General features: G+C 45.2%; 17 protein-coding genes, 2 pseudogenes and 2 riboswitches. Of the genes and pseudogenes, 9 read left to right on the forward strand and 10 right to left on the reverse strand.

Features of this window, described 5'->3' with window-relative positions:
• Positions 1 to 76: 76 nt before the first annotated feature.
• The 7 genes and pseudogenes from LO777_RS16085 to LO777_RS16120 all read left to right on the forward strand — a co-directional run bounded on the left by LO777_RS16085 (position 77) and on the right by LO777_RS16120 (position 7,430).
• Positions 77 to 1,713 (forward strand): annotated as a pseudogene (locus LO777_RS16085) (fatty acid--CoA ligase).
• Between the two features lie 450 nt (positions 1,714 to 2,163).
• Positions 2,164 to 2,556 (forward strand): bacteriohemerythrin, encoded by a 393-nt coding sequence (locus LO777_RS16095; protein WP_228854869.1) that lies wholly within the window; start codon positions 2,164 to 2,166, stop codon positions 2,554 to 2,556.
• A 207-nt stretch (positions 2,557 to 2,763) separates the two neighbouring features.
• Positions 2,764 to 3,114, forward strand: a complete 351-nt coding sequence (locus tag LO777_RS16100) for a TonB-dependent receptor (protein ID WP_228854870.1) — start codon at positions 2,764 to 2,766, stop codon at positions 3,112 to 3,114.
• A gap of 81 nt (positions 3,115 to 3,195) precedes the next feature.
• Entirely contained in the window at positions 3,196 to 3,390 is a 195-nt protein-coding gene (locus LO777_RS16105) for a hypothetical protein (protein ID WP_228854871.1), read from the forward strand.
• 27 nt (positions 3,391 to 3,417) lie between these two features.
• Entirely contained in the window at positions 3,418 to 3,948 is a 531-nt protein-coding gene (locus tag LO777_RS16110; protein ID WP_228854872.1) for a diguanylate cyclase, read from the forward strand.
• Positions 3,949 to 4,041: 93 nt separating this feature from the next.
• A riboswitch (cobalamin riboswitch) is annotated at positions 4,042 to 4,228 on the forward strand.
• Positions 4,229 to 4,391: 163 nt separating this feature from the next.
• The gene (locus LO777_RS16115; protein WP_228854873.1) at positions 4,392 to 6,437 is read left to right on the forward strand and encodes a TonB-dependent receptor; all 2,046 of its coding nucleotides are present in this window, start codon (positions 4,392 to 4,394) and stop codon (positions 6,435 to 6,437) included.
• A gap of 114 nt (positions 6,438 to 6,551) precedes the next feature.
• A complete protein-coding gene (locus LO777_RS16120) occupies positions 6,552 to 7,430 on the forward strand; it encodes an ABC transporter substrate-binding protein (RefSeq protein ID WP_228854874.1) in 879 nt (292 codons plus the stop codon).
• A 67-nt stretch (positions 7,431 to 7,497) separates the two neighbouring features.
• Here LO777_RS16120 and LO777_RS16125 read toward each other — a convergent pair whose 3' ends face one another.
• From LO777_RS16125 to LO777_RS16145, 5 genes are all read right to left on the reverse strand, one after another.
• The gene (locus LO777_RS16125; RefSeq protein WP_228854875.1) at positions 7,498 to 9,144 is read right to left on the reverse strand and encodes a methyl-accepting chemotaxis protein; all 1,647 of its coding nucleotides are present in this window, start codon (positions 9,142 to 9,144) and stop codon (positions 7,498 to 7,500) included.
• Between the two features lie 141 nt (positions 9,145 to 9,285).
• Positions 9,286 to 11,883, reverse strand: a complete 2,598-nt coding sequence (locus LO777_RS16130; protein WP_228854876.1) for an ATP-binding protein — start codon at positions 11,881 to 11,883, stop codon at positions 9,286 to 9,288.
• Entirely contained in the window at positions 11,858 to 12,898 is a 1,041-nt protein-coding gene (locus LO777_RS16135) for an ABC transporter substrate-binding protein (protein ID WP_228854877.1), read from the reverse strand. The genes LO777_RS16130 and LO777_RS16135 overlap by 26 nt, the downstream gene beginning before the upstream one ends.
• Positions 12,885 to 14,147: an ABC transporter substrate-binding protein gene (locus LO777_RS16140; protein WP_228854878.1), complete on the reverse strand. Its 1,263-nt coding sequence runs from the start codon at positions 14,145 to 14,147 to the stop codon at positions 12,885 to 12,887. The genes LO777_RS16135 and LO777_RS16140 overlap by 14 nt, the downstream gene beginning before the upstream one ends.
• Before the next feature lie 400 nt (positions 14,148 to 14,547).
• On the reverse strand, positions 14,548 to 15,381 hold the full coding sequence (locus tag LO777_RS16145) for a DODA-type extradiol aromatic ring-opening family dioxygenase (protein WP_228854879.1): 834 nt from the start codon (positions 15,379 to 15,381) through the stop codon (positions 14,548 to 14,550).
• A 741-nt stretch (positions 15,382 to 16,122) separates the two neighbouring features.
• Between LO777_RS16145 and LO777_RS21220 the strand changes: the two genes are divergently transcribed.
• Both LO777_RS21220 and LO777_RS16155 read left to right on the forward strand, forming a co-directional pair.
• Complete coding sequence (locus LO777_RS21220; protein WP_228854880.1) at positions 16,123 to 16,269, forward strand: Lrp/AsnC family transcriptional regulator; 147 nt, start codon at positions 16,123 to 16,125, stop codon at positions 16,267 to 16,269.
• On the forward strand, positions 16,227 to 16,589 hold the full coding sequence (locus LO777_RS16155) for an Lrp/AsnC family transcriptional regulator (RefSeq protein WP_228854881.1): 363 nt from the start codon (positions 16,227 to 16,229) through the stop codon (positions 16,587 to 16,589). Before LO777_RS21220 ends, LO777_RS16155 begins: the two co-directional genes overlap by 43 nt.
• 6 nt (positions 16,590 to 16,595) lie before the next feature.
• Here LO777_RS16155 and LO777_RS16160 read toward each other — a convergent pair whose 3' ends face one another.
• The 5 genes and pseudogenes from LO777_RS16160 to LO777_RS21225 all read right to left on the reverse strand — a co-directional run bounded on the left by LO777_RS16160 (position 16,596) and on the right by LO777_RS21225 (position 24,945).
• Complete coding sequence (locus tag LO777_RS16160) at positions 16,596 to 18,746, reverse strand: methyl-accepting chemotaxis protein (RefSeq protein ID WP_228854882.1); 2,151 nt, start codon at positions 18,744 to 18,746, stop codon at positions 16,596 to 16,598.
• A 303-nt stretch (positions 18,747 to 19,049) separates the two neighbouring features.
• The gene (locus tag LO777_RS16165) at positions 19,050 to 20,642 is read right to left on the reverse strand and encodes a PAS domain S-box protein (protein WP_228854883.1); all 1,593 of its coding nucleotides are present in this window, start codon (positions 20,640 to 20,642) and stop codon (positions 19,050 to 19,052) included.
• Between the two features lie 60 nt (positions 20,643 to 20,702).
• Complete coding sequence (locus LO777_RS16170) at positions 20,703 to 22,199, reverse strand: sensor domain-containing diguanylate cyclase (protein ID WP_228854884.1); 1,497 nt, start codon at positions 22,197 to 22,199, stop codon at positions 20,703 to 20,705.
• Between the two features lie 178 nt (positions 22,200 to 22,377).
• Positions 22,378 to 23,727: a D-serine ammonia-lyase gene (locus LO777_RS16175; RefSeq protein ID WP_228854885.1), complete on the reverse strand. Its 1,350-nt coding sequence runs from the start codon at positions 23,725 to 23,727 to the stop codon at positions 22,378 to 22,380.
• A 427-nt stretch (positions 23,728 to 24,154) separates the two neighbouring features.
• Positions 24,155 to 24,945, reverse strand: a pseudogene (locus tag LO777_RS21225) (carbon-nitrogen hydrolase family protein).
• A gap of 51 nt (positions 24,946 to 24,996) precedes the next feature.
• Positions 24,997 to 25,237: riboswitch (cobalamin riboswitch) on the forward strand.
• Positions 25,238 to 25,365: the final 128 nt, after the last annotated feature.

A 25,365-nucleotide genomic window follows, 5' to 3' on the forward strand; every position in this document is an offset into this window, starting at 1 on the left:
ACATTGAACTGAAACTGTATGTAATCCTGAAAAAATGCCCGGAAAACAACGTAAAAAGCAAAAAGGAGACGACCCCATGCACGATAATCTCATAGAGAGGACCCCATCCGCATACAATTATCCCCTGCTGATTAAAAACCTGCTTTTCTCACCAGTAGTCAACAATCCTGACCAGGAAATTGTCTACAGAGATCAGTTACGTTTTACTTACCGTGAATTCCGTCGTCGTGTCTGTCGCCTTGCCGGAGCCCTTGTAAAAATGGGCGTAAAACCCGGAAATACTGTTGCTGTCATGGATTGGGACAGTCATCGATATCTTGAATGTTTTTTCGCCGTTCCAATGGTTGGTGCGGTTCTCCATACCGTCAACGTGCGCCTCTCTCCCGAACAGATTCTCTACACCATTGATCATGCTGAAGATGATTTTATTTTTGTTAACAGCGAATTTCTCCCTATTCTTGAACAGATTCGCGGAAGAATCGATACGGTGAAATCGTTCGTTCTGCTGAACGACGAAAAAACAGTTCCGGAAACTACTCTCCCGCTGGCGGGAGAATATGAATCACTTCTGAACAGTGAAAGCGATACTTTTGACTTTCCGGATTTTGATGAAAATACACGGGCGACAACATTTTATACAACAGGAACAACCGGGATGCCCAAAGGTGTCTATTTCAGCCACCGTCAGCTCGTACTGCACAGCATCACCGCACTTGTAGCGCTTGGAACCCCGGCATCCCAGGGAAGACTTCACCAGCAGGATATCTATATGCCTATTACTCCCATGTTTCATGTTCATGCCTGGGGTCTGCCGTATATGGCCACATCCCTTGGGGTAAAACAGGTCTATCCCGGGAAATATGCGCCCAACATGTTGTTGAACCTTATCCAGAAAGAAGGAGTAACCTTTTCCCACTGTGTGCCGACAATCCTCCATATGCTGATGAGCAGTCCCGAATTCGAATCCACCGATCTGTCACGCTGGAAGGTCATTATCGGGGAGCAGCCCTGCCGAAAAAAATGTGCCAGGATGCACTGACCAAAGGAATCGATATTTTTACTGGATACGGTATGTCAGAAACATGTCCGATTCTCACTCTGGCCCACGTGGGAAATGAAAAGCTGGATAACGAAGCTGAAGTAACCAGACGTTGCAAAACTGGTCGTCCCCTCCCCCTGGTTGACTTGAGAGTTGTGGATGAACATCTCCAGGATGTTGAACCGACCGGAGACCAGGTCGGGGAAATCGTAGTACGCTCTCCATGGCTGACCCAGGGATACCTCAAAGACCGGAATAATTCGGAAAACCTCTGGAAAGGCGGGTATCTCCACACTGGAGATGTTGCCGCAATTGACCGGGAAAACTATGTGAATATTACCGACAGAATAAAAGATGTCATAAAGATCGGTGGAGAATGGCTCTCCTCCCTGGAACTGGAAGATGTTATTAATCTCCATCCGGCTGTAGCTGAAGTTGCTGTAATAGGCATGGAAGACCAGAAATGGGGAGAACGACCACTCGCACTCATTGTTCCAAGGGAAGACCATGAACCTGTCAGCGAAAAAGAGATGATCAACCATGTTAAATCCTTTATTGATAAGGGAATGCTTACAAAACTGGCCCTGCTCCTGAATCTTCGCAAAGTTGAGGCAATAGACAAAACAAGCGTTGGTAAAATCAATAAAAAATTGCTTCGGGAAAAATACCTATAAGGAGTAACTACAAAAAACCAGGGCAGTCCAAGTTAAAAACTGACAAAAAAAAGAATGACATCACCGCAAAAGGCACTGCATTTTTCTCCCCCGACTGACTTGGTTATTTTCCACACTGACTACACAAAAACATCGAAACCGGTGCCTGATCATCCCGAATAGATGTATGGACAGTGAGATCGCAACATAACAGTATGAAAATACTGATCGAAATCAAACTTTTCATCTCTCGAACAGATATTTTGAAATCCCGGGATTTTCTATCATTTCTTTCTTTCCCGTAACCCGTGACCCATCGCCTTGGATAAGTGATGGATCCTGGATTTCCCGTGTTACAATGTGGTGAAAACAAGTATTTTTACCTATTGTTTGTTCTCTTTCACTTTGATATCATTTTATTATATTTCGACGTTACTACAATTCTTTATCCAAAACAACGGAGGAAATACCGTGCCACTCATCAAATGGAGAGATTCTTATTCTGTAGGTGTTGAACAATTTGATAATGAACATAAAATACTTGTTGACCTTATAAATGAAATGTTCATCGTTGTTCGGGATAAAAAAAGTGTTGACCATCTGGCATACGCAATAGATCAATTGATAGAATACACTCAAAATCATTTCAGTTCAGAAGAAGAAGCATTGGCACAGGTTAATTATCCGGATCTGGATGCCCATAAGGATATGCACGGTAGACTGATAAAAGATGTACAGAAGCATAAAAAACGTATAGAAAACAATGATAGACAGGAAAGAACAGATTTTTACCATTTTTTAAGGGATTGGCTTCTTACCCATATTGTTGAAGAGGATATGCTTTATAAAAACTATTTCTCCTGAAAATTGCTCTCTAAAAGAATATTTATACAAAGCGTTATATCAACAAGGTAACTAATCACCCTATGAGAAAAATGTTGACAAGTTTTGAGGAGATATTTCTCGAGTCAGTCTGACGACTTCATCAGGACCGTAAAGGACGGAGAAACAGAGGCTATTATAACTTACTGGCGAAAACTTTGAACCTGATACCACCTGAACTGAGAAGAAATGTCATACAGCTACCTGAACAACAGGCTCTCCTCTTCAGCCACGAACAAGACAGATAAAATTCATATCCACAGGCTTCAGTTTCACGCAAGTTACAGATTCTCAGAAAAACTCAACCTGAACAGCCATTTTTACTGGAACAGTGAAGTGAGTCTCGGCAATACCAGGACACCGGAATATATACGAATGGACCTGGGCTTCCGTTACCAGCTGTCCGAAACCATAAAACTCTCACTGACAGGACAAAATCTTCTTGATGATACCCATCGGGAAATAGACGATACTGTTTTTCCATTTTCCAATACCGGGATTCCCCGAACAGTTTTACTTAACTTCACTATCAATTTATAATGATCGCATCTGATTGCCGTGCGAAAATATTTTTCATTATTCTTCTACAGACAATCCTGCTCCTCTCTCTTTCTCTTCGTGATGGATCCAACAGTATTTGGCAAATCACTGAATGCCATCAACGGTAAAAAAATTCATGACGATGAAATCGGTAACCTGGTCGACACATTCAACAGAATGCTGCAGGAAATTCAAAACAGGGACAGAAAGCTTGTCGGACAGAATGTACGACTTGAAAAAACAGTAAAAGAAAGAACCCTTCTCCTGCAATTATAGAACAAGCAACTGGAAAAAGTAAAGACAATGTTGCGACAACTGGTTAATATTGATGGGTTAACCAACCTTGCCAATAGAAGATATTTTGATGTCTGCCTTGAAAATGAAATAAAACGAAACAGGAGAACAAACAGGTATTTCTCTCTTATACTCGGCGATATTGATTTTTTTAAGCTCTATAATGACCACTTCGGGCATCTCAAGGGAGATGAATGCCTCAAGGTCGTGGCCGGTGTCATTAAAAATAAAAGTGGCCGCCCGGGAGACCTGCCGGCAAGATATGGAGGTGAGGAGTTTGCTGTGATCCTCCCTGATACTGATATCATCGGTTCAAAAAATGTTGCGGAATCAATTCGTCTTAGAGTTCAGGGACTCAAACTTCCTCATCCTGCCTCACCGACTGCTGATACGGTTTCAATTTCCCTGGGAGTGGCCAGTTTTCCCCCCGCTGATACTACAGCTTTTACAGGAAAAGACATCATTCTCCGTGCCGACAAGGCCCTTTACAAAGCAAAAAGTCTCGGCCGAAACCGAATAGTTCATTTTTTCGATTATTAGCCCGGATTTCTCATGAACATTGTTTCAATTTTGAGAATTGCAGGATTGAGGTATCAACAATCCTCTTGACATTTTTTCCATCCTCCTGTCTATATTTACTGAAGTTTTTCAGGTGCTCACACGAGCTTGAAAGGGAACCCTGTGAAAATCGGGGACGGGCCCGCCGCTGTAACCGGGGATGAACGTTGCTTTATGTCACTGTTTGCCACAGGCAGATGGGAAGGCGCAACAAGTAGGATGAACCGGAAGTCAGAAGACCTGCCTGGAAAAAAGAAATCCATCATTATACCGGGATTTCTGACGGTTGTCTCCGTGGACAAGGGACTGCTGTGCAATTCGTGGAAAACCAGGGCATCCTCGGATCAATGTTTATTGGTCCGGGGATTTTTTTTGCCCGTGCAGGGCATCTCCGGACTGAAAATATCAGAAAAGGAGATAAGATCATGAAGAAAACTACCCAAACTGTTCTTGCCCTGTGGTTCCTTGCCACCCCTTCACTCGGCCTGGCGGACCAGGGAGAACAGGCAGGCAAGACACCAGAAACAACCCTTGCTGAAGTAGTGGTAACTGCAACCAGAAGCGAAGAGGCCATTAACAAGATTCCTGCCAAGATGGAAGTTATCAACTCCCAGGAAATTCAGTTGACAACCGGAGAAACCATTACAGAACAACTGAAAAAGAATGCTTCAATCGGTGTTATAGAATACCCGGGTGCTCTTGCCGGTATTGGTATCCGCGGTTTCAGACCGGAATTTTCGGGCATCACTAAACACTCCCTGATCCTCATCAACGGCCGCCCGGCAGGAGCAACCAACCTCGCCGGAATCCTTGCAGATAATATTGAAAAAATAGAAGTGCTGAAAGGCCCGGCTTCGTCCCTTTACGGGGCTGAGGCCATGGGTGGCGTTATCAATATCATAACCAAAAAAAATATGGACAACCTGACCGGCATGGCAGAACTTGGTTTCGGTTCCTTCCAGACCAATTTTCAGAAAGCAGCCATTGGGGGTGGGCTGGGTAAAATCCTGGATTTTGATCTTTCGGCCAGGCGCTTTGACCAGGTTGATGATTTTGATATGGGCAATGGCAAAACCAGGGCCAACACCAGCTATAGAACCCAGAACGGCACCCTGCGACTGGGAGCCGATCTCGGGGAATCATGGAGAATGGACGTAAGTGGTGACCTCTACCAGGGCCGTGATATCGAGCTTCCCGGTGACACCTTTGACGGTGACAACAAATCAGGCCACAAAGACATTGACCGCTATGGTGTGGATATAAATGTCGGTGGAGAACTGGGGAAAAACAACCAGCTCTCTTTCACCGCCTATAAAACCAACGAAACCTCTGAATCCTATAAACATTATGCAGGCTGGTTTGTTCCGGTTCAGGTAACACCTTACCGCAGCTATGATTCGGAGATCGACTGGTTCGGTTTCCAGGTTAAAGATGAATATACCTGGGGTGCCCACCACTTCATCGCCGGTTTTGATTACCAAGGCATTGACAAAGAGAGCAGGAGCTACTATCAGAGTGGTACAAGGAAGGCTCCCTACTCACCAAATGAAAGCCGGGAGAATATTGCCGGTTACCTGGAGGCCATCTGGAAATTTTTTGGAGAAAGATTCACCGCAACCGCTGGTGGTCGATATGACACCTTTGATGTTGAGACAAAGACCACTCCCTATAAAACCGACTTCACTCCCAACTCTGAAACATTTTCCACCTTCAGCCCCCGGGCAGGCCTTAACTATCTGTTTGACCAGGGTATCCGTCTGCACACTACCATCGGTAAGGCCTTTGTTCCTCCGACCGCAGCCCAGCTCGCAGGGTATTCCGAGCGTATTGTAGGGAGTGTCACCATGATCACCAGGGGAAACAGCTCACTTGACCCGGAAACCTCCATCACCTACGATTTCGGTGCGGGATATGAATTGCCCGAATGGGGACTTTCCATGGACATCACCTATTTCCATACAGATGTGGATGATAAGATCAGCACGGTAACACAAGGTTTTACCACGACCTATGAAAACAGCCTCAGTGCCGAAATGGACGGTATTGAGACTGAACTTTCCTTTGATCTTGGTGCCCCCCTGGAATGGAACCGGACAATCTCCTTCTATGTCAACTCCACCTCCATCCTGAAGGCGGAAGAGGAGCAACCTGGCGGAACCATGAAAGATATTCACAATGTGGCAGATTATACAATCAACTACGGAATTCTTTACGATGACGGTATATTCGACGGAAAACTGCATTTCCGCAGCCAGGGTAAGATGAAGGATACGGACTGGAATGCACCCGGATATCCGGAAACAGAATATCCATCATTTACCGTGGTTGATCTGGTTCTCGGTACCACCATCAGGGACCACCACAGGCTCTCCTTGAAAATTGACAACATGTTTGACAAGGATTACTACGAGAAAAAAGGGTTCCCTAAACCTGGTCGGGCCTTCTACCTGAGTTACACCTATTCATTCTGACCGAAATGGCCCGACCACTCATGCCCTTGGGGTAATTATGCCCTGAGGGTGCAACAAGCAAATGAAAATCTGATTACAGTAATACTACCCTCGAAAGGGGAATTTTCAGATAAAATGAAACCTGCACATCTGCAAATATTTTCAAGGATTCTGCTTCCGGCAATCCTGGTCATTGTCTCTTTCTCCACCTTCGCAATTGCAGGTTATCCCCGGAGAATTGTCTCTCTGGGACCAATCAACACCGAAAATGTCTACCTGCTCGGAGCTGGAAACCGGCTTGTAGGCAATACTGAATACTGTATTCGACCAGAAGCTGCAAAAAAACTGCCTAAAATCGGTTCAGTGATGCAGATTTCCATTGAAAAGATCCTCAGTCTGCATCCGGATATCGTCCTGGCAACAGCGCTGACTCCACCACGTCAGATAGAAAAACTGCAAAAACTCCATATCCGGGTGGTTCATTTTCAACAACCGGCATCTTTTTCCGAAATCTGTCAGCAATTTCTTGAACTCGGGAAAATTCTGGGTCTTACAGAGCAGGCGGAACATATTATTGCCGAGGCAAAATCAGAGGTCAGAACAATCGGGCGTCAGGTCGCTCCTCATAAGAAAACCACCGTGTTTCTCCAGGTCGGCACCTCTCCGCTCTTCGGCTCTGTCGAAAAATCATTTACCAATGATTTCATCCATCTGGCAGGAGGGAAAAATATTCTGGCAGGTAAATCCTCAGGTGCCACCAGTTATGAACGAATCATCAGTGCTGATCCGGAGGTTATTATTGTAGCGATCATGGGCTCGGAAAGCGGGCTTGCCGGAGAGGAAATGAAAAAATGGTTTCATATTCCCATCCTTCAGGCAGCAGAGAAAAAACGGATCCATATTATCGACCCAGATCTCGTCTGCAGTCCTTCCCCAATGACGTTTGTCAGAACCTTGAAACTCATTGCGACACTCCTTCATCCTGAAGTTTTTCCAGAAAAAAGGCCTGACTGATCTTTATCAACAAAAGCCAGTCAGGCATAAACAGGGAACAATCATTCAAAATTGGTCCGGCAGTGTATCACTTCTGTTTTCCACCCTGAAACTTCCGGGTCAATTCTTTCAAGGCCGACACCTGCTCTGACAGGTGCCCTGCCATATTTCTGATCTCTTCTCCGCTTCCGGAAAGCCTGGAAACGACTTCACTGGTTTCTGAGATATTGCTGGCAATTTCAGAAGAAACGGTGGAACTCTGGGAGACTTTTTCATTCACCTCCATAATCCCTTCCGCCGCCTGGGAGACATTCTGTGAAATTTCACCGGAAGTGGCGCTCTGTTCCTCCACCGCCATGGCTATTTCACTGACAATGACATCCACTTCTCCAATAACACTACTGATCTGCCTGATCTCCTCAACAGTCTCATTGGTTGAATTCTGGATCGAAGCAATCTTGTTTTTGATTTCCCCGGTAGCCTCGGCAGTCTGCTTTGCCAGTTCCTTGATTTCATTGGCAACTACGGCAAATCCCTTTCCGGCTTCCCCGGCTCTTGCTGCCTCTATGGTAGCATTCAGAGCCAGCAGATTGGTCTGTTCGGATATCTCTGTGATCACTTCCGTAACCTTGGATATCTCAGTAGCCGCAGTTCCAAGAGCATCAACCTTTTCAGACGAACTTGCCGCCAGACTCACGGCATGACGGGTAACCTCCTTGGCCTTATCCGTCTGTTTTGCCTCCTGTTCCACCGAAGTCAAAATTTCATCTATTGCATCGGAAACCAAGCCGACATTGGCAGAAGCCTGTTCACTGGCAGCAGCCACCGAATTCATATTTCCACTCATTTCTTCTGTTGCTGCAGCGACACTGTCCGCCTGTTCAGCCGCCTCCCTGGTTCCTTTGGAAAGATCTGCGGAAATTCCGGACAGGGACTGCGACGAATCACTGAGAACATTGGCCTGCTCATGAATCCTCTGGATCACATCCTTCAGTTTTACAGACATTTCGGCAAGCGCCCTGCCGATGGAAGAAAATTCATCACTGCCCTCAATGTCTATAGGCACGGATAAATTACCTTTACCTATCTCCACAATGGCGCGATGCAGCCTGACAAACCGTTTCCCTACGCCGGTCAACACCAGGGAAAAAAGTATAAAGAAAATGACCAGGACTGCCCCGGAAACAAGCATTAAAACATAAATCGCTCCGATCTTTTTATTCAACTGTTCTCCCGTTGATTTCTCAAGGGCTCGAACATATTTATCAAGCACGGCAAATCCCTTGAATGCTGGAGAATCATCAATCTTCACCGCTTTGTCAATTTCGGTAGCTGTCTTTCCCTGCTGATGCATGGCAATGGAAACATCAACAGCCTTTGCATACTGGTCCGCCACCGCTTCAACTGCCCTAAGGGCCTTTTGTTCCTCAGGGGAGAGATCCATTCCCCTGTAAACAGTAAAAGCCTTGTCCATCTTTTCCTTGTTCTTTTTAAACCTGTCCGCGTATTTGCCGGCACCACGCAATACATGGTTCTTGAAATTATGAATAAATCCCCCGTAACCGAACTGGCTCTTTATCTCGGTAAGCTGCACCTGTCGTTTCAACGCCGTCTGCTGATACTCTTCCCAGTTGGCCGATATTCTTGAAATTGAACGAAACTGAAGCATCCCGGTGATAAGCAGCAGTACAACCAGTGTCAGTGAAAGCAACACCATTTTTTTCTTGACAGTCATGAATTTACCCTTTGTTTATACATTTCTGATATCGTTTCGACAAAATCCAACGAATCCCTTTTCAACTTTTAACAATTAGAAGCTTATCGTATTTTCTCTTTTGATGTCCAGTACGATTTCATTTTTTAAAAAAAGAGAAAGTTATTTGTCAGGCAATTGAATCGTAAAAACGGTTCCTTCTCCCGGTCTGGATTTGACTTCTATTGAACCATTGTGTTTTTTGGATATGACATCATGACAGATAGCCAAACCCTGGCCACTCCCTTTCCCCACCTCCTTGGTGGTAAAAAACGGATCAAATATTCGGTTGATAATATCTTCAGGAATACCGATACCATTATCCCGTATAACACATTCAATTCCGGACTCAATATTTCTTGTGGTGATCTCGATAACACCTTTTTCCCCATTCCCTGTGTCACTGTTGCGCTCTTCGATAGCATTTGCGGCATTGACAATCAGGTTCAGAATTACCTGCCCCATCTCATCGACAATAAGAGGTACCATCTTAAGATCTTCAGCCAGGTTTTTAATTATTTCTGCATGGTATTTCCATTCATTCCTTGTCACAGTCAACGAGGTTTCAATCAATTTGTTCAAGTCGGCTGTAGCCTTCTCCCGCGAACCGGGATGAGAAAATTCCTTCATTGCCATAACAATCGATGAAACCCTGTCAATCCCTTCACGGGACTGGACAATGGCCGCCGGTATCTCCTCCTGCAGAAACTCCCAGTCCGCATTTTCCAGAACCTCTTTAAATTTTTCCTCCGCCTCCGGCCCGCAATGCATTGCAATATGCTCAATACCTTCTATAAGACTGCCCACATCCCCATGGGCTTCTCCAAGAAATTCAATATTTGTGGCCACAAACTGAATGGGTGTATTGATCTCATGGGCAATACCTGCTGCCAGACGACCGACTGATTCAAGTTTTTCTTTCTGGAGAAGTTTTGCCTGCAACATGTTGTTTTCCTTACGTTTATTTATTCTATCGGTCATGTCGTGAACAATGGCGACAAATCGTGGTTCACCTTTTGGTGGAAGTATATATTTGATAGACACCTCAACAGGGATGTTTTCACCGGAACAGGTCTTGAGATGTGTGGAGAATTCATACACACCGCTTTTATCTTTTATAAGGTAGTCAAGGTTCTTCCATAAGGTTTCAGAAGTCGATTTCAGATCAGCATCAATGTCAAATGGAGACATGTCCATCATTTCTTCTCTTGAATACCCGAGAAGATCTACTACACCCTGATTGACAAAGATAAAACTGTACGTATCCGGTTCAAACATAAAAACACAGTCATGGATCTGATCCAGAGTCTGATTAAAAGCATTCAATGTTTCTTCCTCCAGTTTCCTCAGTTCCCTTGCCATGGCGTTCAAGGCCCTGCCCATTTCCCCCATCTCATCAGGACCTTCAGGCAACCGCTCATCCAGATGTCCCTCAGCCATCTTTTCCGCAAAGCGAAGTACCCTTGAAATAGGTTCAGTCAGGCTTCTGATCATAAAGAAACTGACGGCAACAGCCAATATTGTGCAGACTGCGGTAATCAACAGACTGAATGTGGTCATTTTCTGCAGGGAATCCGTCAATGTTTTCCCGATAATCTGCTGGGAAGCCATTATTTTTGTTCCAAACAGGTTGAGAGCCTTCCCTGTATTTTCATCAATTTCCCCGGCAACCTTCTTTTTAGCCCTGTCCACGGCCATCCGGGTGGAAATAATTTCTCTTTTGATCTTCCTATTTGTTGCTTTGTCCTTTTCTTTCAAGTATTGCGGAAGAGTTTTTCTGAGAACATCAATGGTAGTCTTGACCTGGACGGAAGAAGCAGCTATGTTTTTCCTTAAAGTAACCAGGGTTCGGGTAAGGTTACCGGCAATCCTGCCGGCTTCATTAAACTGGGTTACCGAGCTGTTCTCCAACTCCCTGTTACTGGCCCAGTTGACTTTATCAGCCACAAGGGCAGATTCTTCCACAAGGATCCTTTTCTGAAGATCAATATCCTGCAGCATCTCCAGATAGAATTTTTCCTGACTGGAAATAATCTCCTTTTTCAACTTTTCCAGCTCACGAATCATGATATCTTCGTTCTTCTCTCTGCCTTCAACCTTTTTTTCCATGGAAAGTAGAAATTTTATCAGAACCTGGTCTATACTCCTCTCCACAGCTGTACCGAGTACATTAAATTCACGATCATAGTATTCCCGGGTTCTGCCAAACCGTTCCAGACTCTGGGTCGTTATTTCCTTTAAAGAATCCACATTGATAATCGCAAGATTCGACATCAGCTTCCTGGATTTCTGTCCGGCTTTTGTAATTTCATAGATGGAATGTGTCGAATCCAGCACAACTTTATCCAGATTATTATTAATTACCCGGCTCTGTTCATCCAGCGTGGTTGAAACCGCTTTGCCGGCGGCAATAACTTCGTGGGCAACGACATCATAAAATTCTTTCTGGTTCTGAAGAGCTATTGCTGTGATCGAATCAATGGCCTCCAGTCCGCTTACCTCCACAACTCCTCTTCTGGCTATATTTTTAGCCTTTTCAAACTCAAAGGAGCTGAGTTCCTGTAAATCCCTCATTCTTGTGGACACACTTTCAAGAATGGACTGCCCTGCCTTTTTGCTATGATAAATTGTGGTCGAAATAAGAGAAACACTGACTACACCAAGAATAATGACAATATGTATCAGTATTTTATATTTAATCTTTATGTTTGCCGGTTTCATGGGACATGGCCCTCCCCTTGTCCGGTTGTAATATTTGCACGGGCAGCCTGTTGAGATCCCCGGGTACAGCCAGCAACTGTAATCTCTGCATATCCCTGCTGATATGATGGACAAAACTCATACTGATATTTTCAAACCTGAAAGAACTTCCCTCCCTTATCGCCTTCAGAGATTTTCTGAAAAGGTCACGGTCAAAACCAAAATATCTCATCTGGGTTACAGCTTCCTGCTCACCACCGAAAAAAGAAAGGCTTTCCGCGATTCTGAAAGTGGCTGATTTTACTGATTCCAGCCACTCCCGAACTCCGTTACGACATTGATCAGTCAACAGATTTCCTTTTATTGCCAGGACTGAATAGACAACGGAATACTGCTTCGACAGTTCCGCAACAGTTCCATTTACAGCTCCCAGCCGATCCAGGGCCAATGTCGGATAAGGCTCGGGAAAAAACGCGCCATCAATCTTCTCCTGAGTAAGATCATTTAACAGCGACTGCAGCGGAATATTGATCACCTTGTAATCAGTCCCATACTTCAAATACTTGCCGGCCAGGAAATGAATCAACTGGAAATGCTCATTGGAATATAGATCTGGAACACCTATTATTGCTGACTTGAAATCAGAATATTTCTTTCTGACAAACAGCCTCGACCCCCCTCTGCTCGTGGAACCGATAATTCTGACATCAATACTATCCTCATTCATTGCCAAAATTATGGGCAGCGGCAACATGGCCACATCGACAGCTGAGATTCTGAATGCAGCTTCCAGGGCTGTAAGGGAGTGATATTTTACCAGTTTAACATCAACATATTGATAGGCGAAGCGATCACGATCAAAGGACATGATCAATGGCAACTGAGTGACAATCGGCACATAGCCAACACGCAGAAGCATTTTTTTTCCATGAAAAACGGGAGGTGAAGCAGAAACAGAAAATGCGCACATTAATACCAACAGGAGTGGAATAATAATCTTTTTCAACCCATTTTTTCTGGTTTTACCTGACAGCATCGGGTTTTACTCCTTTCAGCAACGGTTCAAGGACTACTGGATTTTCCCGTCGTGTCCTTGCCAGCAATTTGCCGCTGCTCTCACTGATTATTGTAAACAGATCCCATTTACTCCTGCTCTCTTCCGGAGTCTTTCCAAGAGCAATATAAGTGGGATGAATCCCCTGATGATCCCATGATCTCCAGTATTCATCACTGCCCAGAAGAGTAAAATGATGCCCTTCAAGGGCCAGAACAATATCATTTGCGGCAAATGAACCTGCCTGTTGGGCCGCTTCGGCAAACTGCATCATATTCACCCACGCTACAGCCGCCGAATTACCCGGTTTTTTATGATAGCGCCGCTCAAATAGAGTCACAAACTGTCTGCTGCCTTCATATTTTTCCGACAGACCATGGTACCAGCACATTGAAGTCAGGATACCCTGCATAATTTCGGGACCAAGTTTCACGGCCATGTTGACTTCCATCAGTGGGATTACTACTGCCATGTTTTCGCGAAGGCGGAGCATTGTCGCCTGCTTGAGAGAACTGACCATATCGCTGCCGAAATGGATAAGAACAAGTACATCAGGCCCGGCCCGTTTCACCTGTATCAGTTCACTGATAAAATCATCACTTCCCAGGGGTGTAGGCAGACTGAGTATAACCCTGCCACCATCTTTTTCTATCACCTTGCTCAGGGAATCCTTCAAGGTCCTGCCCCAGGTATAGTCCGCGTAAAGAAATGCATAGGTAGCATTTTGACCATATCGCTCATGCAGAATTCCTGCTATTGCTCCAGCCGTCTGATGGCCGTTATTATACCATCTGAAAGAATAACGATGCCCTTCCTTCCCTGTTGTGGCATTGGAATGGGTCAGGCCGGCCATAAAAACCACTCCCCGCTGCTGACAGACCTTGCTCTGGGCAATGGCAGATGCTGAACTCGCCCCACCGGTAACAAGAACAGCGCCGAGATCCATCAGTTCAATGGCATTCTCTCCAGCCCTGGAGGCATTTGTTCCCGTATCCCGAACAGCATAGACAATATGATGGCCAAGGATGCCACCCGACTCATTGAGTATATCAATGGCAAGCTGGTAGGCACGCAGCTGATCTTCCCCCTGTCTGACATAGGCTCCGCTGAGGGGTATGTTTAAACCGACGAGAACTGTTTTCCCAGGAGCAGAACAGCATTGTGTGACAGGGGTAAGACACAATCCCACAAAAATGAGAACTCGAACACGAGCGGTTAACTTTCTCGCCATCTTTAAGCCTCCACAACTTACCTCTGCCGTTCCTGTTCCATTCGGAAAACAGTACGGAACCTGGCGAAACAAGGACATTATTCAAAAAAACCTCTTTCTGAATTATCCATATTTTCAAAACCATTGTCAAATGGCAGCACTTATCCCGCATTTCTCATGAACATTGAGTCAATTTTGAGATTAGCTGTAGAATACAAATAATTAGCCAACTATCAGTAGTCGAACAAAATTGACACAATGTTCACCCAAGGTCAGCCTAGGCGACGCCATCTTCTGCAATATTTCAACAGTAAATATAGGCCACTATTATTTACTCTTGAAAATTTTGTAGCTGACGCCGCCTGAACTGATGAAAAATGCGGGTTATCGGTTCCAATGAACAGGCAGAAAAGGAAGAGACCTACCAGATATACGAACTTGTTTTTTTGCCCATGAATTCCACTTCAATAACCCGTTTTGCAGGACAACCGGCAACACCATAACAGACATGGAGCGGCAGCAGATGTTCTTCCCGGGGATGGCAATACTGCGCAAAAGGTGCGTCAACCCAGTGTTCCAACCTTGTCCGACGTTCTTTTTCACTCAAATGATCGCCAGTCAGGGTTTCAACAAGCCAATTCTCAAAAGTTTCATTCCAGTAATTTTCCTCACCAGCAGTATTGTTTCTGAAGGCAGTAAGATTATGAAATGAAGAACCTGAGCCAATGATCAAAAGGTTCTCTTCCTGTAAATCTCGCAGAACTGTACCGATACGGATATGCTCTACCGGGTTCAAAGAGTCCAGCAGCGAAAGCTGAATACAGGGTATGACTGCCTCGGGATACATGAGTTTGAGGGGAACAAAAAGACCATGATCATATCCCCGGCTTCCTTCAAGAGCGGCCTGGATACCGTTTTCTTCAAAAATATGGAGGATTTCCCGGGCAAGTTGAGGATTTCCAGGTGCACTGTATGAAATGGAGTACGTCTCCTGGGGAAATCCGTAATAATCGTAAAAAAGTGGAGGAGATGCAGCTGAAATGAGTGTTGGATGCTGTTCTTCCCAATGAGCACTGATAACTAGAATTGCTGACGGTTGCGTCAACAACCCGGGTACAGCTTTTAAAAACTCTATTAAATTGATATGACGTGGATCTCCCAGCAGAGGCCAGGGGCCACCTCCGTGGGGAATATAAATAACTGATCCAGGCGATTCGCCTCTACAGATTTTCATTTTTACTGTTCTATCCTTCATTGTTTCCTCCATTTCATATCAAGAATGTATTTAAATAACCTTATAAAACAGCACATTTCAAATTTGCCAGAGTTTCATTGGTAATCAGAGAAAAATGACCCATGCCGGAGGTAAAGCATCTTTTCCATGGCACAGCGTGGCGGTACAGCAATGGTAATCATTTACCAACCAACAGCAACTCATTATAAATTTATCCCACATTTCTCATGAACCTGAACATGTGAAGGCTTTCCTCTGGATATTTTCCGACAACAGGAACTTAATTAGGTATTTTGCTTGGAATTGTGAATTAAATTAACTAAACTGTTTTTAAACTGTTCCGCATTGCTCTTAAACAGTGTTCTTTTGAGGATGCCTTGTATAGTCAGAATTTTCGTTCGAGATCAGGTAAACGATGACTCAGAAGAACAGGGAAAATCAAAAGCGCAACATATCAGGAAGATGTGATCATTATTCATTTTCTGTAACGCAGGGATCGGGTGAAAAGGCAATTTTTAAGGTAGCTTTGAATCGTGACGCGAGGGAAATTTTACCACAGGCTTAGAGGTAATATTCTGAGAATAAAATTTCCACACCAGCAATGAGTCAGGAAAAAATGGCTGTTTATGGACAGACACCAACTAACCTTGAGCCAGTGACGACTTTGAAGAAACACTTTTTTACCTGAATCCTGCACTTCAGGATTGACAAATTTGTCAATTACAGAATTAAGGTTTTATAATTCCAAAAACAAAAATACCAATGGCCCTCGACAAAACAGATATTAAAATTCTCAATATTCTCCAGGAGAACGGTCGTATAACCAATGCAAAACTGGCCGCAGAAATCGGTATTTCCCCCCGGCAATGCTGGAAAGAGTCAAACGCCTGGAGGCATCCGGCGTCATAAAAAAATACCTGGCTCTCCTTGACCGTGAGCAAACCGGTTTCGGCCTGCTGGCCATAATAATAATCTCACTCAGTCTTCACCAGATTTCTTCTCTGCAGCAGGTCAAGGAACGACTGGTCATTCTCGACGAGGTACTTGAATGCTACCAGTTGACAGGTGATGTGGATTTTATGCTGAAAGTTGCCGTCAGGGACATGCCCAGTTACACGGCTTTCATCAATGACAAGCTTTCCTCCATTCCCGGAATTCAGAATATTCGCACATCTTTTGTGCTGGATACCCTGAAAAGCACAACCACACTACGACTCAAACCGGAATAAACAACCTCAGGCAACCTCGAATCTTCCGAGAATCGTCCCCAACCCGGCAGAAAGCCCGGAAAGTTCTTCTGATTTTCCACTCACCATGGAAGAATCCTCCGTCATCGAGTTTACAATAGCACTCACCTCGCTGATATCATTTGAAATATCTTTAGACATAGTAGAACTGTGGGATACATTTTCATTCACTTCAGCCAGACCGACGGCAGCCTGACTCACATTATCACCAATCTCCGAAGCCACTCCGGCCTGTTCTTCCATGTCTGTGCTGATTGAGGCTACTATCTGGCTGACCTCGTGAATAACTTCCGAAATTTCATGTATTTCCAGAACAGTTTCATCAGTTGAAGAATGTATGGCCTCGACTTTCTGGCGTATTTCCATGCTGGCATCTGCGGCCTGCCTGGCCAGACCTTTGATCTCATCTGCCACTACGGAAAAACCTTTTCCGGCCTCTCCAGCACGGGCAGCTTCAATGGTTGCATTCAAAGCCAGCAGATTGGTCTGTTCAGCAATTTCAGTGATTGTTTCAGTTACCTTATTTATCTGTGTGGCCGCAACTCCGAGCATATCAACCTTCTGCGAAGCACCTTGTGCCTTTTTGACAGCGTTTGCTGTAACACCTGCAGCCTGATCTGTTTTTCCCGCAATTGCCGAAATAGTCCCAATCATCTCTTCAACAGCCGAGGCCACCATATTCACATTGGTGGTTGCCTCTTCACTGGCCGCTGCGACCGAATGCATATTTGAGCTCATTGTTTCAGCTGCAGCTGCAACATCGTTTGCCCTCGCTGAAGATGCGTCCGCACCTTCCACCAGGCTTTTTGCCATATCAGACAGCTGACCGGCAGAAGAAGTCATCACTTCCATACTGCGGCGTGCATTTCCTATAAGAATCCGCATATTATATATGAAAGCATTATAATAGCTCCCCAACTCCTGCAGCTCATCCATTCTTGCCTGCTGATAAACATCACGGCATTCATGACAGTTGTCATATATTCCGTTTATCACTTTTTCACAGCTCACCTCCACTGCCGAAAACGATCCAACTGTCTCCCAGCAACGACCTTTTTTACCAAAAACATCACATTCCGTTTTATTACAACTGGAAAGAGAGGAACAATCCATTACCGGCATTCTTTCTTCTAAAATCTGAGTCAGATCACCACTTCCCGCCCTGGTAAATGTATCAATCAACAACTGAATCGGTTTATCCACCAGTTTGTCAAAAAGAAAATAGAGACTTGACACGAGGAGAACAAACAGACCTGTTCCAATTGCAATCTGTTTGTAGAGATCTATTTCAAGCTGGTGCAGTAACCTGGAAATTTCCCTGGGAATGGCAATAACTCCTATGACATCATCATTATAGTTGTGCAGAGGTGCAAATACAGTCAGAAGATGTTTGTCGTTTTTTTCCACCTGTTTAAAACGGATTCTTTTTTCCTCCATCATCCTGTGCAGCCAGGGGAATGATTTTTCTGGAATCGTCAAAGAATGGGTTTTCGCCAGGTACTTAAACCCTCCCTCTGTCGGCACAACTATTGAGATATCAAAACCATTTTTCCTCTTAATCGGCATAAAAAGCTTACTGTTCAATTTAATTCCCACCTCCACGCTGCCCACCTGTGCTCCTTCATAAAAAACGGGAACTACTCCCCGGATACCATACCCGGCAACTCCTTTTTCTATACCCGCAACAGATTTTCCCGTGCGATTGACACGTATAACCGTATGCCTGAACGAAGAGAGGTCATCCCCGAATTTCTCAGGTTTATGAGCCCTGAAAAAAGATATTGCCGGTGGCAGATGGACCTGAAACTGGGCGAGATTGTATGATTCTTTTAATCTTAAAAAACTTCCCAGCGTGAGCCTCCTTACCTCTTCCCTGTCACGATTTGCCAGAGCTCTCTGTAACTCAGCGTTTTCAGCGAACACACTGGCGATGGTCGTTGCCTGCATCTTCTTTTCTGCAAGCAGATTTTTCACGATTATATACTCAGAATTAAGCTGTGATCGTTCCTGTTGCAGGATTCTTGCATGTTTCTGCCCATAATCATTTTGAATATATACACAGATAATAATCGCAACTGCTGTTGATACAATCAGCATGAATATTGATTTGATCTTATGGGGAATTATTCCTTTCAACATGTGAGATCTCCAGTTAAACAGTGACGGGAAATGACAGGGTTTTCCGCGCAGTTTCCACCCGGGTAATGCTTTCATCTCAACGGTAAAATACCTAACTGGTAGATGGATAACTAATTAGATTTATTACGCAAGTTATGATTAATAGCAATAATATTTAATGCTGTAGAAAAAAAAATTGCAACACTGTAAAACAACAAAAAACTACTGTATTACGTGCAGTAGTTTTTTGCTGTTTTTTATAATGATGAACAGTCTGTGAACCAGAGCAATTGATTTTGCAGGAAGACACGCAGTACATCAATTTTAATTTTCGATTGAGAAAGTACTGGTTAAGTAATGCTTAAGGCTTATTTTTTTCCCGGTAAGATGAAGTTTTTTTCTTAAACTGTTGCGATATGCCTCTATTGAGCGGGGAGAAAGACCGAGGAGTGAGGCAATTTCTTTGGATTTCTTCCCGTTCCTGATCAGATCCGCAACCAGAATCTCTCTTCTGGTCAGGCCGAAATCTGAATAACCGGGGAGCTCATTCCGGGAATCAGAGAAAGAATTGATGTGGGATTTAATGATTGTGATATACTCCAGCCCGGTATCCTCGACCGTACATTCTCCCAGGAGATCCAGGTAAGGCAAAACGAGCTTTTTCAACCTGACCAGGTTTTTTCGATATGCGCCTTGACGGTCATTTCTGGTCTTGTTCAGGAGAACATTCAAGGCGATATTTATATTTTCCAACTCTACATTTTTTTCTGCCAACTGTTTATTTTTCTCAGCGAGCTTTTTTTCAATCAGGTATTGTTCCGTTATTTCGCGAAAAAAAGAAACCTTGATAGCCTGCCCTTCAGATAACTCAAAAGGTGTTTCGTAAACCTCATACACCCGATTTTTTCCGACAACATTCATCCGCCAGCGGACTGTATTTCCACGCAGTACATGGATGTTATTACACCAGAAACAGGGTGTCAGCTCTCCATTGAGGTACTCATAACATTTCTGACCTGAATGTACTTTTCCAAAATCCTTCTGCAGTGTGGCATTTGCATGAATGATGTTATATTCACCGTCAACGATAAAAACACCATCAGACACATTGCTCAGGATATGCTGATATCGCTTTCCCTCCTGTACTTTGCGCCTTTCCACGAGCTTGATATCTGTTACATCATGGATAACAACTATCGCCCCCGAAAGCATTCCATCAGGCTCTCGGTAGGGATAAAAGGTCACATCCAGGAACCTCCCTCTCTCTGGGTCAGAAAAAGAAAACCGACCCTGAAACCGCACTGTCTCTCCGGAAAAACACTGGTCCAGTCGCTTTCTGACCTGTGCTTCGAAAATTTCCGTACCGAGAAGGTCATCCACACGTCGACCAAGAATTTCCTGCTGAGAAACGTTGAAGGTGTCGAGGTAGGCCCTGTTGACAAAGCGATAGACATAATCTCTGTCGACAAAGGACATGAGATCGTCGGTGGCAGAACAAATTTCCTGCTGACGCTTCAACAGACTTTCTTTTTCCCGGCGGCAACTGATATCCCGTATACTGATCTGGACCAGGTACCTGTCATCATAACGAAATACCGAAGCGTTCAGTTCAACGGGAATTTCCCTGCCATCCTTGTGGAGATACTGTGTTTCCACCGTCAGGTAGCCCTGCTGAAACAGGAGAGCATATCGACGTTGAAACTCCTCATTTTTTGCAGGATCTCTGAATCGGAGACAGGGGTTACCCAACAGTTCTTCACGGCGATAACCGAAGGTTTCACAGAGGGCATGGTTCACTTCCAGCAGCGTTCCTTTATCATCTGCTATAGCCATACCATCATGGGAATGAAAAAAAGCCTGTTTGAACATTTTCATGTCAAACAGCTGTTGTTCCAGTTCCCCGTTTCTTTTTTTCAATGCACTGCAGGTGTATTCTGCAGACAAACAACGATCATGTGAACTCCCGCTGTATCGCATCTATCCTTCTATCCTGTTTCTCCCGTTCTGTTTGGCCCGATAGAGAGCCCGGTCACTTGATTCGATCAATTTTTTTCTTTCCATGACGGGGATTCCCCCACCTGTTGTCGCCAGACCTATACTGATCGTAATCGAAATTGAATTCTCCCGGTAAATAATCTGCTCCTGACCAATTCCCCTTCTCAACCGCTGGGCTATCACCCTGGCTCCCCGGGAATCTGTTTCCGGCATAATTACTGCAAATTCTTCGCCGCCATATCGGGCTACGATATCACTGTGACGGACAAGTTTCACCAGTAACCGGCTGACCGCGCAGAGAACACTGTCTCCTGCCGGATGCCCATAGGTGTCATTTACTTTTTTAAAAAAATCAATATCAATAAAAAGCAGGGACAACGGATGTTCGTACCTGGAAGCTCTGCTCAATTCCGCCTCAAGCACTTCCTGAAAATACCGATGATTATACAACCCTGTAAGACCATCCCGCAGGGCCAGTTCCCGAAGACTTTCGTTTGCTTTTTTCAACTCCGTCGCCAGTTGTTCCGCGTTCAGTTTCGCCTGTTTGAGCTCGAGAACAATCTGTTCATAGGAGAAGTTCAACCGCCTCAATTCATCATTGGCCTCCTGCATGATCTGGGTGAATGGCTTTATTTCTCCGGGATCTATGGAAAAAAGCTCCATCACTTCCCTGGCTCTCTCACCTATACTGTCTATCAACGCATCGACTTCTTCAGAAGTGCAGTGCCATTCATCAGCCAGTCCCGTATGGATATCGACAAACTTACTATTGCTGTGCAGACCGTGATACATTGAGGAAATCTTGTCTGCAAAACTCAGAATCTTTGCCTCCTGCGGGTATTCATTTTCCAAACCCGCAGAATGGTGCGCACGAATCGGCCCGCAAATGGAAGAAGGCAGCATCCAAGAGCTGAGAAGATAGTAGCCTATTTCCGTGTGATCATGGCCAAATTGTTCTTTTTCCATATCGCAAAGCGTTCTTGCTCCAAGCCTTTTATCATCCAGAACCATGGTATATTCATTTGGACTGGAAAGAAAAAAAATCAGCACACCTATATCCTGTAACAGGGAGGAAACAAAGAGATCCTGACCGTTACAGCCAATCTTCCGCCCCAGCACTTCAGCCGCCACCGCAGCAGTTACGGCCCTTCGCCAGAAAAGATTCAGATCAAATCCACCCTGGGGAACATCCTGGAAATCCTGAACGATGACAAAGGACAGAGCAATATTTTTCAGCGCCTCCGTGCCTATCAGGGCTGTTGCTTTGGCAAGTGAATCTACCGGCTTGGAAAAGCCATAAAGGGATGAATTGGCAATTTTCAGAATTCTGATGGAAAGGGCGGGGTCAACGGATATGATTCCGGCCAGCTCTTCAAAGGAATTTTCATCTTTTCTGACTGCCTGGAGAATTTTCAGGGCAATGGCTGGGGGAGAAGGCAATCGTATCTTCTCATCAAAGAAATCCTGCACACTGCTCATCTGCACACACTCGGTAATTGTTCACATCTCTGTTGGACAACTTCGCCCAACCCCCCGCAAATCATGCATAAACGCATAACTACAAAAAATCATCCGCTCTGTCAAGAAACCATTCTTTCGATAATTCGAAGAGTTATACCAGAAATCGATTTCAGACATCAGGAGATGCGCATACTGATTACAGAAGAGATGCACCCTTTTGATAAAAACTCTCCATTTCATCATCAGGGACCATACTCCCGCCGGTACCCCAGGCAATATGGGTTGCAGCATTCATTGTATCCGTCAGCCCGTTCTTCTCAAGCCAGGAACGGGACGAACAGAGCATGGAAATGCCGGCCAGTCCGGCAAGCGCTGAAGGTTCCATCCGAATCAGTTCTCTATCAGAGAGCATGGCAAGCATGGAGAACAGCCTGTTGTCGTCCACAGTCAACACACCGTCCACCAGGGGCCCGACAGTCCTGCCGACAAGTCCGGAAGGCCTGCTTACGGCAAGACCATCGGCTTCTGTTACACCATCCAGACCGAAATCGTGTACTGATACCTTCTCGTTGAAGCCGGTCAAAAGCCCAAGAAGCACGGAAGGGGCATGAGTCGGTTCCGCGAAAAAACAGTGTACATTGTCTCCGAAAATATGTTTCAATCCAAAACAGATCCCTCCGGGTGCACCGCCAACTCCACAGGGCAGATAGACAAAGAGAGGATGTTCGCTGTCCACCATGATATTCTGCTCTTCGAGCTGGTCTGCCAGTCGCTGTGCTGCCACACTGTAACCGAGAAAAAGATCTCTGGAGTTTTCATCATCGACAAAATGACAGGTGGAATCATTTGCCGCAAGAGCGCGACCCTTTGTCACCGCGTCACTGTAATCCCCATCGTATTCTACAACGTTCACTCCATGGGAACGGAGCAGCTTTTTTTTCCACGTCCTTGCGGTGGCAGCCATATGCACTGTGACTCGAAAACCGAAACGGGCTCCCATAAGGCCAATGCTGAGGCCAAGGTTCCCGGTTGAACCAACCGCCAAGCTGAATTTTTCGAATATTTTCCGTGCCTCTTCTGTGGCAAGCAGGGAGTAATCATCAGTAACAGCAATAAACCCCGCATCAAGTGCCACCTTTTCAGCCACCTTGAGAACCTCATATATTCCCCCACGCGCCTTGATCGAACCGGAAACGGGAAGCAGGTTGTCACATTTGAGATAGAGCCGGCCACCAAACGCGCAACTGTGCTTTTCAAGTTCCTTCTGCATTGCCGGAATGGGGCGAAGAGGAGACTCTATGATACCGCCACTTTCCAGGGTTTCAGGAAAAAATTCTGCTATGCAGGGTGCAAATCTTGTGAGTCTTGCCGTCGCATCAACAATATCACTTCTTTTCAGAACCATTTTTTCCAGGACGACACTGGATTTTTCCTGTCGTTGATTGAACCAGATAACTTCCTGATATTGCATAATCTCGCGAAGACATGGATATGTTCTGCACCATGCATCCACATCAATTGACTCTCTTTCCTGTGACTCTCTCATTATTCTCCCGCCTTTTTTCATGAGAAGTGGGGGCTGATATTGTTCTTTTTCATCTTGTAGCGCAATACACGCCCGCTGATTTCCAGACGTTCTATTCAATATATTCTACCTAAATCCTGCAATTGGCAAGTTTTCGGAGATGCGAGGCATCAAGGGCGCAGACGTATTAACATACTTCAAGCACTTGATAACGAAGCAGATTCGATAAAATTGCCAATCCCCCAGGGCAAGGGAATAAAGAAAAAACAATCTCACTCTGATAGTGAGTAGTATAGCCCCTACTGCAATACGATAACTATCTGTTTATACAGTATAAATATTTTTTCTTTATTCCCGAAGTGCAGGATTTAGGTTCTAATGTCTCGATGATCATCTCCTGAAAAACCCTTCGACAATCTGCTACCCGCTCGATAATATTGTCGAATCTTCACCCACTCAACAGCTCACGGCGGATATGCCTGAGTGCCGGCAACCGTGCGCGGACATCCTTCAGGCGCTCTTTCTCAATATGAGCAGACACCATGGTTTCCTTTTCCCCCGCTCCCGCCAATGGAACACCGAAGGGATCAAAAACGGAACTGCGCCCACAGAAAGGAGCGGAACATTGATTCACTCCTGCAAGATAGATTGTATTCTCAATAGCCCGTGCCCGCAGAAGAGTCAGCCAGTGGTCTTCCTTAAGAACCCCACCATACCAGGCGGCAGGTACGATCACCGCTTCCGCCCCTGCCGGGCCAGATATCTGAAAAGTTCAGGAAAACGCAGGTCATAGCAGATCGCCAGACCAAATCGAATGCCACCGCATGAAAAGAGTGGAGGTGCTATGGAACCGGCCACCATCTGCTCCGATTCATTCACATTCAGCGCGTCAAAGAGATGAATTTTCCGGTATTCCGCCTGCAAACTGCCATCCCGACCAAGAACAATGACTGTGTTGGCAGCTCGCTTTTTTTCGCCCTCCACCTTCTGCCAGACCCCACAGACAATGGTTACCCTGTACTGTTCGGCCAGCTCCGCCAGCCCGCTGATAAAGGGGCCATCGGAGGGTTCAGCTATTTCCGCAGTTGACATGCCCTTTTCCACACGGGTCATAAAGGTCTCAGGAAAGGCGACAAGATCACTCCCTTCAATCGAGGCCTGATGAACAGCATCCGATGCCGTTTTAAGGTTGTCTGCGGGGTATTTTGAAACTGCTGTCTGGGCGAGGGTTATTTTCATTGTAATCCTCCCTGTACCATTGTTTCCATATTGATTTCCTGCAAAAAGAGAGGTATAAAAACCGGTGCAGGTGTCGAATAAAAGGAAAGACGGTGTGAGTCCGTCACAAGCCAGTCCTTGCTGTATTCGAAGTCTGTACCGACTGTATCATTTCAACAGTTCTCTGAAGGGTGGCTTGAAATGATATCATATTCTGAATTCAAGGATAAGTCACTGGAGAATATCTCCGGGAAGGCGGTCGGCTGCAGGAAAATTCGTAAGTCAGAAAGCCTGCCTGCGCCCGTGGAGGCTGTTTCGCTCCATGTTCAGAGTAAACCACTGGAGTTCTCTGTATTCGGAAAAGTTTTTTGTATTGTCCTTCCAACAGGATAATGCCCACCGCCGGATACGGAGCCCTGATTCCCGATTTTTTCCAGTATT

It is taken from the genome of Desulfomarina profundi (assembly GCF_019703855.1).
Classification (GTDB): Bacteria; Desulfobacterota; Desulfobulbia; order Desulfobulbales; family Desulfocapsaceae; genus Desulfomarina; species Desulfomarina profundi.

What these genes read in the sequence shown, in the direction of transcription:
- LO777_RS16100 (WP_228854870.1), top strand. Translation starts at nt 2,764, where the DNA reads ATGTCATACAGCTACCTGAACAACAGGCTCTCCTCTTCAGCCACGAAC.
- LO777_RS16105 (WP_228854871.1), top strand. Translation starts at nt 3,196, where the DNA reads ATGGATCCAACAGTATTTGGCAAATCACTGAATGCCATCAACGGTAAA.
- LO777_RS16110 (WP_228854872.1), top strand. Translation starts at nt 3,418, where the DNA reads ATGTTGCGACAACTGGTTAATATTGATGGGTTAACCAACCTTGCCAAT.
- LO777_RS16115 (WP_228854873.1), top strand. Translation starts at nt 4,392, where the DNA reads ATGAAGAAAACTACCCAAACTGTTCTTGCCCTGTGGTTCCTTGCCACC.
- LO777_RS16120 (WP_228854874.1), top strand. Translation starts at nt 6,552, where the DNA reads ATGAAACCTGCACATCTGCAAATATTTTCAAGGATTCTGCTTCCGGCA.
- LO777_RS16125 (WP_228854875.1), bottom strand. Translation starts at nt 9,144, where the DNA reads ATGACTGTCAAGAAAAAAATGGTGTTGCTTTCACTGACACTGGTTGTA.
- LO777_RS16130 (WP_228854876.1), bottom strand. Translation starts at nt 11,883, where the DNA reads ATGAAACCGGCAAACATAAAGATTAAATATAAAATACTGATACATATT.
- LO777_RS16135 (WP_228854877.1), bottom strand. Translation starts at nt 12,898, where the DNA reads ATGCTGTCAGGTAAAACCAGAAAAAATGGGTTGAAAAAGATTATTATT.
- LO777_RS16140 (WP_228854878.1), bottom strand. Translation starts at nt 14,147, where the DNA reads ATGGCGAGAAAGTTAACCGCTCGTGTTCGAGTTCTCATTTTTGTGGGA.
- LO777_RS16145 (WP_228854879.1), bottom strand. Translation starts at nt 15,381, where the DNA reads ATGAAGGATAGAACAGTAAAAATGAAAATCTGTAGAGGCGAATCGCCT.
- LO777_RS21220 (WP_228854880.1), top strand. Translation starts at nt 16,123, where the DNA reads ATGGCCCTCGACAAAACAGATATTAAAATTCTCAATATTCTCCAGGAG.
- LO777_RS16155 (WP_228854881.1), top strand. Translation starts at nt 16,227, where the DNA reads ATGCTGGAAAGAGTCAAACGCCTGGAGGCATCCGGCGTCATAAAAAAA.
- LO777_RS16160 (WP_228854882.1), bottom strand. Translation starts at nt 18,746, where the DNA reads ATGTTGAAAGGAATAATTCCCCATAAGATCAAATCAATATTCATGCTG.
- LO777_RS16170 (WP_228854884.1), bottom strand. Translation starts at nt 22,199, where the DNA reads ATGAGCAGTGTGCAGGATTTCTTTGATGAGAAGATACGATTGCCTTCT.
- LO777_RS16175 (WP_228854885.1), bottom strand. Translation starts at nt 23,727, where the DNA reads ATGAGAGAGTCACAGGAAAGAGAGTCAATTGATGTGGATGCATGGTGC.